The organism is Sporosarcina sp. QA0331 (genome assembly GCF_055808055.1).
This window is the reverse complement of sequence record NZ_CM147850.1, coordinates 1,257,403-1,268,658: the sequence shown is the minus strand read 5'-3', so window position 1 is coordinate 1,268,658 and position 11,256 is coordinate 1,257,403. Positions and strand designations below refer to the sequence as shown.

Genomic DNA, 11,256 nt, shown 5'->3' with positions numbered 1-11,256 from the left:
TTCATTCTCTAAATGACGCATAATTTTCTCCGTACTCATCAGGAATAATACAATCTACCATTCATTTTACAGTAAGTTCAACGAGATTTACATCTGACAATAAAAAAACGGAACACCCTTTAAATGGGTGCCCCGTCGGATCGCGCTATAGCTGGTCTGTCGTCAATTATTCAAAAAACACTTTATCTACATTATATTTTGCACGTAATGTATTGATGATATAAGTTTCATAAATTTCCCGTTCCATCGGATCATCAACTATGATGACGGAAATCTTATTGATTTCATTTCGATGATTTTTAATTGGTGATGTAGTATCTTCAAGATGCTTTTTCACACGTTGACGAAGCTTTCTTGCTTTCCCTGCAAACAACAATTCATCACTTTTATTGTAAAAAAGAATGAGTCCTCCTTTGTCGCGTGGAATTTCATGAAGATCGATAAAACCATTGATTGGTTTGATCGGCGCTTCATCTGCACTCATTTCTTGCTTGCGTTGCTGAATTGTTACATCCGGATTCGGAATTGTAATTGAGATCATTCATTTTCACGTCCTCTTCTTTTGTGAATCTAAATCCTACCATAATTCGGAACGGATTGTGAAATGTTATGCCGTTCGCTCTTAATCGGAGTTTCCCTTCAAAAGGGGTATTTCCCATTCCTCTTCTCATATACTAGAGGACTTATGAAAAGAAAAGGGGTTGCCTGGATGGATTTCCCGGTTTCTATATTAATAAAAAAGCTTCCCAATACATCGCCTAAAATTAATGTATATTATCCACTTGTAACACAAATGAACGATGCAATCATTCAACGGAAAATAAACAATGCGATCATTCATACTCTTAATGAACTCCTTATTGAACAGCAATTTTACAATCCCGCTCTCGTTGAATTGCTGGCAAACTTCGAAATTAAGAACAATCAGCGAGGCATCTTCAGTTTGAATTTAATCGTATATTCATTCACAGGCGGTGCCCACGGTATGACAATCATAAAGTCATTGACATTCGATACGAAAACTGGCAAGCAATATGAGCTGAAGGATTTATTCAAACCAGGAAGCGATTATGTGAAGAAGCTGTCCGACATTATCCGTGTGGACATCAAGAAATGGGACGTACAATTATTAGATCCTCCATTTTCTGAAATTCGATCAGATCAGGATTTCTATATTGCCGATACCTCTCTCGTCATCTATTTCCAATTGTATGAAATCACACCATACGTCTGGGGGTTCCCTTACTTCCCGATTCCGATCCTTGATATCGCGGATATCATTCAACCGCAAGGCCCTCTAGATCGGATGATGTCTTTTACGTAACAATAGAGATGAAAAAATGCGTGCAGTATGTGCTCGTAACGCTGCGCTATTACTCGCTCTTCATGACGACTTTAGTTGCGCGCATTTTTCTTTAATTTTTTGTATTGGAAACCGATGAATATGAAGATTAATCCGACAATAAATATAGCAAACGCCCACCAGGGGAAGGAGGAATCCTTTTCATCTTGACCTCCATGTGTACTGCTTACTTCCTGTCCATCACCCAATGCGTTCAAATCTTCAGTTGCACCGGAAATTTCAGTTGTCCTGTGGCAAATCGTGGTAGATAAAGTGCCCGCCTCATACATATTGCTCGCTGATGCATATACGAGATATTGCTGTCCCTCTTCAAAAGAAATGCCGCAATCACCACCGCCATATCCGGTAGTGATGACCATTTCAGATTCATCAGTTCCCTTCCACGCCTTATCAACTTTGAAATGAACGACATTTCCATACCCACGCATAATCCCCTTATTCTCGATCACCTCTACCACTTCACCGCTGAATACAGCATCTGCCTGATCTAGTGCATCTTCCGGTGGCGGTGGCATGACGCACGAGCATGCGGAAGCGTCTAATGGTTTCCACCATAATAAAACTAATAACAATACGCTTATAGGAATAATACGCTTACATCTCAAGCTATTCCAACCCCTCTCCCTTGTTAACTAGTAGACGAAGGAGAAAGAGATTCGTTTCAAATTTCAATCAATAAACAGGCACAATAAGCGCTTCTTCGTTATTCTTCGGTGAATTTACTGCAGATGAAACACTATACGCATCCATTTGCCTCTCGTCGAATGGCCGCAACATATTCCCCAGGAAATCAATATTATCATTCCGAGGATCAAGCCATGCAGCCTCATCCTCTTTTTTCAAAATAACCGGCATTCTATCATGAATCGGCTTCATCAAATCATTTGGTTCAGTCGTAATAGCGGTACAAGTATGAATGATCTTTCCATCAGGAGTCTTCCATGATTCCCACAATCCTGCAATGGCGAACAGTTCATCATTTTTAAGCCTGATGCGCATCGGGATCTTCTCCCCGTCTTTCCTTTGCCATTCATAAAATGAGTCTGCAGGAAGTATGCAACGCTGTTTCTGGAACGCTTTCCGAAAGGTCGGTTTTTCGGCCACCGTTTCAGCACGCGCATTGATCATTTTATAGCCGATTTTTTCGTCCTTTGCCCATGGTGGGATCAATCCCCAACGGAGATGACCCAAACGATTTTTCCGCCCATCATTAATAATTGCAACTACTTGTTGGGAAGGAGCAATATTGTAACTCGGTATATAATCGCTTTCGGCAAATGCCGATTCAATATCAAATCGCTCGATGATTTCATAATACGGGGCAAATAAAGTAAAGCGGCCACACATAGAAACCCTCCTCCTACTTTCACGATAATTTAGTTAATGATACCATTGCTATTGGGTAGTTTCATGAAAATTGTCAGGAAAGGGTGATTTCAATGAAGAGAACACTTGTCATCAGCGATATTCACGGAGAGTTGGGGTTATTCGAAAAGCTGTTGCAAACAACTGGGTATGATTCCACTCAGGATCAGCTCATACTTCTAGGTGACTATATCGATAGAGGACCCCATTCCAAAGAGGTGCTTGACAAGGTGATGGAGTTGAAAAGCGAAGGAGCAATTGTTCTAAAAGGAAATCACGATGAAATGTTGGTAAAGGCATTCAGAACCGATGAGGAACGGGCTTGGAAGAACTGGACTAACCGGAATGGCGGAGATGCAACATTGAAAAGTTATGGCTTTTCCGAAGAAGAATTTAAAGTCGGAGAAGAAGATCCTTTCGTCAAACCAGAAATCCATTCCGTTGAATTGGAGGAACATATTCAGTTCATACAAACCCTCGATTATTATTTAGAATGGGATGATACGATTTTCGTCCATGCGGGCGTCCATCCGGAAAAACCAATCGAAGAAACAGATCCTTATGAGCTCATTTGGATTCGAGACGTCTTCCACAACGGATATAATGGAGAGAAGACGGTTATCTTCGGCCATACCCCGACAAAGAACTTACATAAGGACAAGCAAGGTTATTCAGTGTTCTTTGGTAAAAATCGAATAATCGGCATCGATGGTGCTGCCGTATACGGCGGACAGTTGAACTGCCTCCAGCTTCCCGAAAAAATTGTTTACTCCGTTACAGCAAAAGAAAAAAAGAATTTGAAAAAAGGTGAGATACATGACAAACAAACCGTATAAGGCACTAGTGACCGATCGGATCTTCTTCGGTGGTGTTGATGCGATCGAAGAATTGATGGCTAATGAAAAGATTGACGTTATCTATGATTTGCGTGCAGAAGTGAAAGGTTCATTACCGAGCGACATAAGCATCCATCAACCATTGTTGGATGATGCTGCTGAACAGGACAACTCCATCCGAGAAGCTGTGAACAAAGTGATGGAAGCTTACAAAGAAGGGAAAAATGTATATTTCCATTGCAATACTGGAAGAGGGCGTGGAGGCACACTGGCGGCAGCCACACTGCTTGAATTAGGCAAAGCAGAGAATGTTGAGGAAGCAGAGCTAATGACAGAAGCGATCCGTCCTGAAACAAACATCAAACCGGCCTTTAAAGAAGCACTGAATCGACTATACGGAAAATGAAAAAGCGGAGGCAGGGATTCCCCCACCTCCACTTTTTTCATTTCCGCTCCTTGCGCTTCGCCTTCTTTTTCACTTCCCTCTCAATCTTCTCAAAGCGTCTAATATCAGTCGGCCTCACCGTAATCGGCTCCTTCCTCAACAACTTACCTAAAGAAAAAATGAGTAAAATGAGAAATAGAGTAAACGGCAGTGCAGAAACAAGAGATGCTGATTGCAAAGCCTCCAGCCCGCCCGCGTAAAGTAATACTGCCGCAATCGCAGACATGAGAAAGCCCCAAATCATCTTGACGATAAGAGGAGGAAACAAGCTCCCTTTCGTCGTCATACTTGCCAATATATAAGTCGCAGAATCTGCAGATGTTATTAAGAATGTAAAAATGAGTACAATGGATAAAAATGAAACAACACCAGTAAACGGCAAATGGTTGAGTGTTTCAAATATAGCGGAAGTGACGTCCGCATCTACCGCCTCGGCGATCTGCGTCCCATTATTCAAATCGCTATATAATGCTGTCCCGCCCAATGTCGCAATCCACATACAAGCGAAAACAGGAGGAATAATCATCACTCCGGCAATAAACTCCCGGATCGTACGGCCTCTCGATACTCTCGCAACAAATGCTCCAACGAATGGCGACCATGCTATCGTCCATGCCCAGTAGAAGATCGTCCATTCCCTAACCCAGGTTCCGCCTTGATAAGGTTGCAGCCGCAAACTGTATCGAATGAAGTTATTTATGTAATCCCCTATTGCCAATGTGAAGCCTTCCAAAATAAAAACTTTCGGGCCGACGAAAAAGAAAAAGATAAGTAATGCGATGGCCATCGCTAAATTGAAGTTTCCTAAATACGCAATTCCTTTATTCAAACCGCTTGAGGCTGAAAGCATATAGGCGACAAATACGATTAAAATAATGATCAACTGGATCCAAAACGTATTCTTTGTATGAATATGAAATACGTACTCCAGACCGCCACTCATCTGCAACACACCCATGCCAAGCGATGTTGCAATTCCCATAACCGTAGCAATGACGGCGAATGAATCGATGCCTGTCTTTAAATGCCGATTCGTACCGACCAATGGTTCCAGCGCTGTAGAAATTAAACCATCCTTCCTTTTTCGAAATTGAAGGAACCCGATAACAAGCCCTACAATACCAAAAATGCTCCATTGCGAAATTCCCCAATGGAAGAACGAATAGCCCATTGCAATGCGTGCTGCCTCCTCAGATTGTGGCTCGACACCTGTAAGAGGAGAAGTGAAATAATGGCTCATCGGTTCCGCGACTCCCCAGAAAACGAGTCCGACTCCAAATCCAGCTGAGAATAGCATGCCAATCCAAGTGAAAAATGGATAGTCGGGCCTTTCCTCGTCCCCTCCTAAACGTATCGCACCGAATTTACTAATTGCTAATCCAATTAAAAATACAACGATAATGAAAACTGTTAATAAATAAAACCAACCGAACTTCGCAGTCGTAAAACCGTATAATTGCCCTGCAACCTCCCCAAACGGAACTGGAACGACAGCTCCTAGGATGACAAGCACTAATATAGCGACTGCCGATATCGAAAACACCGGATTCTTCCAAAACTTTCTGTCCAAAACAAAATCGACTCCCATAAACATAGTTACAGAGTCTATACCCTAAATTGTATTATCGTAACGTACAATTCAAAAAATGAAAAACGGCGATGTTTTTCAACTTCGCCGTTTTCGGATAATCAAACCATATAAAGCTAAAACTGCAAGCACAAGAAGGGCAGATATCAAATATACATTCCTGTATCCCATTTGAACTGCGATAAATCCTAACACATACGATCCGACAGCGAGCCCTGAGTCGAATAAAGTAAAGAATGTCGCAGTCGCATACCCGCTTCTTTGATGGGACGTCGACTGGATTGCGAGCGTCTGCATACTCGGTACAAGCGCTCCATAGCCGAGCCCGACAAACGCTCCAGCAATTAAAAATAATACCGCGGAATCCATGAAAGATAAGATGAACAAACCGAAGAAGAAGCATAGGAATCCAGGTATCAAAATATATGCCGGTCCTTTTTCATCAAAAATTCTACCAGTGAATGGTCGAGTAATGAGCATAACTGCTGCAAAGACGACAAAAAAGAAACTCGCGAGCGGCAATAAGCCTTTCTCTTGCGCATAGATCGACAAATAGGAAAGGACACTGGCATAGGAAAATGCAATTACACTCGCCAAAAATGCAATCGGCAACGCTTTTTTCTCGAACAAGTCGTTCCATGTAAAACCTTTTGTCTTCGTTTCAACTGGCGCTTTATCCATTTTCGGAATAAGAAGAGCCACGACCGCCCCGATAATCATAAGGATACTCATTAAGATGAACAATGCATCGTAGGAATATGTTTGGATAACGAAAAGGGCAATGAATGGTCCAATAACGACCGCCAAATTCGTCGACATAACAAAGTAGCCAAGCCCTGCCCCTCTCCTCGTTGGCGGGACGATATCCGCGGCGAGTGAACCTGCCGCCGTTGTTACAATGCTGAACCAAACACCTTGGAAGAAACGTAAGGCAAGCAAGCCTCCGAATGGTGTAATGAAATAATAGAGGATCGTGCAAATGAGGTAGAAGAATAAGCTGACTAACAGCATTTTTCGTTTCCCGACTATATCGAGCAGTTTTCCAGTAAACGGACGCACGATAATAGCGGAAATTAAAAAGATTGTCATTAACAGGCCTGCTTCTTCGTCCGTCCTGCTCAGCGCATCTTTTGCGTAAAGCGGTAAAGTCGAGACTAAGCCATAAAACACAATAAAAACAGATAAATTTGTCAAGAACAAACTAATAAACGGCTTCGTCCAAATAGGTTCTTTATTATTCAAAGAATCATTCTCCTTTAACTTATATTTTTTTCAATAATTCCATGAGAAGCTTTTCCTCTTCCTTCGAAAGACCTTTCAAACTTTGCTCCTCAAACCGAATGATTGTCTTTTTAATATCGGAAAGCTGCAAAATCGCATTCTCTGTCAAGCTGACATTTTTTTCGCGCCTATCCTTCCCTTCACGCGTCACAAGCCAGCCCATTTCCTCTAATCGATTGACAGTCCGTGTAATAGTTGGTGCCTCTACATTTAAGTATTTCCATATTTGCGTTAATGTCATCTCACCATGTTGATAAACAGAGTAAATAACTGTCCATTGCGCGGCAAACAGACCATGTTCTTTCAGTGCTTGGTTCAGCTCCTTGCTCAATAAACGTGATCGCTGAAACAACTCATGAATTAATGGATTCATTTTCAACACCTCATTGTTTACTTAGGTAACTAATAAAGTATACGCCTATTTGACTTTCCTGTAAAGTCATCAAAAAAGACCGCCAACTGATCGGCAGCCTTAAGCATTAGTATTTCTATGTCAATCCATTCAAACGGTAAAACTTTTTTCTATTATTGAGCGGTAGGCGACGTAATTTTTCGATCTTTTGGCAGAGCAAGTCCTACAAGTCCTATGAATGGAAGGAAAGAGGCGATGACCATCGTTGGGAAGATGCCGATCGAATCCATCAAATTCCCGATTACAACAGCACCAATCGCTCCCATTCCAAACGCCAAGCCAACCGTCAAACCGGCCATCGTCCCAATTTTGGTCGGTACAAGCTCTTGCGCATAAATAACTGTAACAGTGAAGCTAAGCATGATAAAGAACCCAATCGCTACGAGCAATACCCCAACCGCCCAAAGCGGAGCGTGCGGGAGCAAAAGACAGAGAGGCAATGGGACTAATAACGACAATACAATTATATTTTTCCTTCCAAACCGGTCTGCCCACGGTCCACCGAAAAATGTGCCAGCAGCACCAAGTGCCATGAAAATGAATATGTATAGCTGGCCTTGCTCAATCTTCAATCCATAGCCATCCATCAAGTAAAAAATGTAAAAACTAGTGACATTCGTAACGTAAAAGGAACGGGCAAAAATAATTGTCAACAATAAAGCGAGCGCAATCCTGATTTGTTTTTTTGTCAAATCGCCAATTGAAGAAAGCAACACTTTTTTACGATTGTTCTTTTTATCTAATTCCAGCTGGCGTTTGTACCAAGCTGAAATCTTGGACAAGATGAAAATCCCGAGAGCCGCCACTGCAATGAAAACAGCTGCCCCCTTTTGCCCAAGCGGCACTAAAACGAATGCGCTGATCAGCGGTGCCAATGCTTGTCCTGAGTTTCCCCCGACTTGGTAAATCGACTGGGAAAGCCCCCTTTTCGTCCCCGCTGCAAGGAAGGACACCCTCGAGCCTTCCGGATGGAATACCGCGGAGCCAAGCCCCAATATGATGACCGACAGGAGAATGAGCCAATAGCTTGGCGCGATTGCCAAACCCGCCATTCCAATGAGCGAGAATGTCATACCAATAGGAAGTGCATAGGGCATCGGCTTCCTATCGCTGAAATAGCCGACGACAGGCTGCAGGACAGATGCAACCATATTCAACGCAAAAAAGATGTATCCGAGCTGTGTAAAACTTAAACCTCTTTCCTTTTCCAACACCGGAAACATCGCCGGTATGACCGCTTGAAGCGTATCATTCAGCAAATGGCATGCCCCGATCGCAAACATGATCGGATAAACCGGGTTGGCTGGATTTTGTGTCTGTTTACTAGATGTCAACGAAATCCCCACTCTTTATTAATTAATTTGAACAATATGTCCAGTATACAGCAATCGAAAGTGCGAATGTTAAGAATCTGCCAAAATCATATTTCCACGCAGCCGACCGTTTTAAAACGCGCGATTTCCGGGTAGATTACACAGTACTAGCATTTGAAAGGATTGAAGTTGAAATGACAGCCTTCGGCAATGTTTCACTGATGACTTTGTTTCCAGTAACACTACTGTTGCTCACGATGGAAATCGTTCTGGCCTCTTACAAATCATTATCCCCCAATTGGACAAGAAGGCTGGCTTACGGCAATCTCATCATTAATGTCGCTTGGACAATCCTTATTATTTTCCTTCTTCTCAATCCATCGATCATCTTGCCTCATATTGCCGATGTCCTGGCGGAGGTGTTTCAAAGATCACCTGATGATATTATCCCTCAAGTCCATTTGATCATTATGGGAGTGGGTCTTGCATCAATCATCACAACAGTTATCGATGCTTTCGTAGGCTTTAGGAAACCGAGGAATGAAAATAGCGGAGTGAACGAAGCTTCGCGAGAGTGAAATAATGAAAGCCCCTGTGGAAGGTAGAAGAGCTCTTGTATATTAATCTACGTGTTTAGTAGAGACAATTCCGGGAAAACAAAGAACGGAATCACTTTACTAAAGCGGAGGTGTCTAAAATGGCGAAAATTGCAGTAGAAAACCCATTTGACGATGTGAAAGTAGCATTGGAGGAAAAAGGGCATGATGTGAAAATGTTTGAAAGTGATGAAAATCTGAACGGCTATGACATCGGCGTCGTACGTGCGATTGGCGATGTGAACGTCGATCAATTCGATTTTCCAGTCGTCAGCATTCACGGAATGTCCGTTCAAGATGTCGTAATTGAAGTTGAACAACGCCTCCAACGCTAATAAAGACCGGAGTCCTTTACGGATTCCGGTCTTTCACTTTTTATTCACTATCCAATACTTTTTCCGTTCCCGCAACGACGACGGCAGCTGATGCATCGCCGACAATATTCACTGATGTCCTCATCATATCAAGCACCCTATCGATGCCGGCAATTAATGCGATTCCTTCAAGCGGCATATTTACAGATGTCAACACCATCGCTAGCATGATCATACCAGCTCCAGGGACGCCGGCTGTCCCTATCGATGCCAAAATGGTTATGAGGACGACCGTCAGCAATTGAAGGAACGACAATTCCAAATTGAAAAATTGAGCGATGAAAACAACGGCAACTCCTTGGTAGATAGCCGTACCGTCCATATTGACAGTAGCACCGAGCGGAAGGACAAAGCTTGATATTTTATTTGGGACACCGAGATTTTCGTTCGTGTTTTTAATTGTCACAGGCAATGTCCCCGAGCTGCTGCAAGTACTGAAAGCGACAAGTGCTGCTGGAGAAATCCCTTTGAAAAACCTTTTCGGACTCATACCTGCAAATGTTTTAACCGCTGTCGAATAAACGATGACGGCATGTAAAATACAAGCGATGTAAACTGCTAATATCACTTTGACGAGCGGTAAAAGAACCGATAGACCATATTGTCCGATAACTGGGGCAAGTAAACCTAAAATGCCGATTGGCGCAACTTTCATGACAATCCCTGTAATTTTGTACATAACTTCGGCGAACCCTTCAAAAAACGTATAGACGGGACGCGCTTTTTCTCCGACTAACGTGATGGCTAGCCCGATAAATAAGGCAAAGAAGATGATTTGCAAAATGTTTCCTGTCGCCAAGGCGGTAAATGGATTATCCGGAACGATATTCAATATTGTCGTGATGGCACTTTGTGGCTCTTGCGTAGCGGATTCTGGAGCGACCAAGCCGTCCGATGAAATCGATAAGCCTTTACCCGGCGAAATTAGGAAAGCGATGGCAAGACCGATAATGATGGCGATGGCAGTAGTCGCTAAATAATAGATGACTGTCTTGATACCGATTCTTCCAAGCTGCTTTGGATCGGACGTGCCGGCAACACCGACGACCAATGTGGATAAAATGAGCGGAGCGATGATGAATTTAATTAACCTTAAAAATAAATCCCCAAATGGCTTAAGAAAATCAATGGAACTGCCGAACATACTGCCTAAAATAATGGCTAACACAAAGGCGATAAAAATTTGCGTAACAAGATTAAATTTGATCTTCATGTTTCTCCCCTTTCTTGAAATTTGTACGTACAATTGCTACTACCAACATATACAAACTCCACTCATAACATGAATGAAAAAGGGAATAAAAAAAGCCCCCAGACCGCTTTCGCGAAAAGGGGGGTAGATCAGAACCATCTGCCGACGATTGGATAATTGTATGTTTCACCTTGCAACGATTTCACAATTCCTAATATCGGTACGATGATCGTCATCAGTCCGAAAACGATTATCATCGGTATGCCGATCAAGAATATGATCAAAATAGCTGAAATGAAAATTAAAGCGCCCATAACTAATTGAAACAACAACGCTTGAATGGATATTCTCTTTACCTCTGTATCATCCACAACCAAATAAATAATGAACGGAACAAGGAATGGTGCGAAAAATGCGCTAGCATGTACCAACACTTTCAATCCTGTATTTTCCATATTGTGTACCTCCTTGTTTTCTACTATATTATACTT

At 42.4% G+C, this 11,256-nt stretch carries 14 protein-coding genes; 5 read left to right on the top strand and 9 right to left on the bottom strand.

Annotated elements, in window-relative coordinates:
• Positions 1–166: 166 nt before the first annotated feature.
• Positions 167–541, bottom strand: a complete 375-nt coding sequence (locus tag AC0L13_RS06130; RefSeq protein ID WP_473645013.1) for a nucleotide excision repair endonuclease — start codon at positions 539–541, stop codon at positions 167–169.
• Positions 542–709: 168 nt separating this feature from the next.
• On the opposite strand from AC0L13_RS06130, the gene AC0L13_RS06125 reads away from it, so the two are divergent.
• Positions 710–1,324, top strand: a complete 615-nt coding sequence (locus AC0L13_RS06125) for a DUF3298 and DUF4163 domain-containing protein (RefSeq protein ID WP_473645011.1) — start codon at positions 710–712, stop codon at positions 1,322–1,324.
• Between the two features lie 71 nt (positions 1,325–1,395).
• Here AC0L13_RS06125 and AC0L13_RS06120 read toward each other — a convergent pair whose 3' ends face one another.
• Positions 1,396–1,968 (bottom strand): hypothetical protein, encoded by a 573-nt coding sequence (locus tag AC0L13_RS06120; protein ID WP_473645009.1) that lies wholly within the window; start codon positions 1,966–1,968, stop codon positions 1,396–1,398.
• A 67-nt stretch (positions 1,969–2,035) separates the two neighbouring features.
• Positions 2,036–2,710 carry an SOS response-associated peptidase gene (locus AC0L13_RS06115; protein WP_473645007.1) on the bottom strand — a complete coding sequence of 225 codons (675 nt, stop codon included), beginning with the start codon at positions 2,708–2,710 and terminating at the stop codon, positions 2,036–2,038.
• 92 nt (positions 2,711–2,802) lie between these two features.
• Between AC0L13_RS06115 and AC0L13_RS06110 the strand changes: the two genes are divergently transcribed.
• Both AC0L13_RS06110 and AC0L13_RS06105 read left to right on the top strand, forming a co-directional pair.
• Positions 2,803–3,564 carry a metallophosphoesterase family protein gene (locus AC0L13_RS06110; protein WP_473645005.1) on the top strand — a complete coding sequence of 254 codons (762 nt, stop codon included), beginning with the start codon at positions 2,803–2,805 and terminating at the stop codon, positions 3,562–3,564.
• On the top strand, positions 3,545–3,970 hold the full coding sequence (locus AC0L13_RS06105; RefSeq protein ID WP_473645003.1) for a protein-tyrosine phosphatase family protein: 426 nt from the start codon (positions 3,545–3,547) through the stop codon (positions 3,968–3,970). The genes AC0L13_RS06110 and AC0L13_RS06105 overlap by 20 nt, the downstream gene beginning before the upstream one ends.
• Before the next feature lie 37 nt (positions 3,971–4,007).
• Here AC0L13_RS06105 and AC0L13_RS06100 read toward each other — a convergent pair whose 3' ends face one another.
• The 4 genes from AC0L13_RS06100 to AC0L13_RS06085 all read right to left on the bottom strand — a co-directional run bounded on the left by AC0L13_RS06100 (position 4,008) and on the right by AC0L13_RS06085 (position 8,573).
• On the bottom strand, positions 4,008–5,579 hold the full coding sequence (locus AC0L13_RS06100; RefSeq protein WP_473645001.1) for a BCCT family transporter: 1,572 nt from the start codon (positions 5,577–5,579) through the stop codon (positions 4,008–4,010).
• Between the two features lie 96 nt (positions 5,580–5,675).
• Positions 5,676–6,839, bottom strand: a complete 1,164-nt coding sequence (locus AC0L13_RS06095; protein WP_473644998.1) for an MFS transporter — start codon at positions 6,837–6,839, stop codon at positions 5,676–5,678.
• Between the two features lie 19 nt (positions 6,840–6,858).
• Positions 6,859–7,251: a MarR family winged helix-turn-helix transcriptional regulator gene (locus AC0L13_RS06090; RefSeq protein ID WP_473644996.1), complete on the bottom strand. Its 393-nt coding sequence runs from the start codon at positions 7,249–7,251 to the stop codon at positions 6,859–6,861.
• A 152-nt stretch (positions 7,252–7,403) separates the two neighbouring features.
• On the bottom strand, positions 7,404–8,573 hold the full coding sequence (locus tag AC0L13_RS06085) for an MFS transporter (protein WP_473646867.1): 1,170 nt from the start codon (positions 8,571–8,573) through the stop codon (positions 7,404–7,406).
• Between the two features lie 224 nt (positions 8,574–8,797).
• On the opposite strand from AC0L13_RS06085, the gene AC0L13_RS06080 reads away from it, so the two are divergent.
• Together AC0L13_RS06080 and AC0L13_RS06075 are read left to right on the top strand one after the other, a co-directional pair.
• Entirely contained in the window at positions 8,798–9,181 is a 384-nt protein-coding gene (locus AC0L13_RS06080) for a hypothetical protein (protein ID WP_473644994.1), read from the top strand.
• Between the two features lie 119 nt (positions 9,182–9,300).
• Positions 9,301–9,534 (top strand): YkuS family protein, encoded by a 234-nt coding sequence (locus tag AC0L13_RS06075; RefSeq protein WP_473644992.1) that lies wholly within the window; start codon positions 9,301–9,303, stop codon positions 9,532–9,534.
• Between the two features lie 40 nt (positions 9,535–9,574).
• Here the strand turns inward: AC0L13_RS06075 and AC0L13_RS06070 are convergent, their stop codons facing one another.
• Positions 9,575–10,780: a dicarboxylate/amino acid:cation symporter gene (locus AC0L13_RS06070; protein ID WP_473646865.1), complete on the bottom strand. Its 1,206-nt coding sequence runs from the start codon at positions 10,778–10,780 to the stop codon at positions 9,575–9,577.
• Positions 10,781–10,914: 134 nt separating this feature from the next.
• On the bottom strand, positions 10,915–11,220 hold the full coding sequence (locus tag AC0L13_RS06065; RefSeq protein ID WP_473644990.1) for a magnetosome magnetite crystal formation protein family: 306 nt from the start codon (positions 11,218–11,220) through the stop codon (positions 10,915–10,917).
• Positions 11,221–11,256 lie beyond the last annotated feature (36 nt).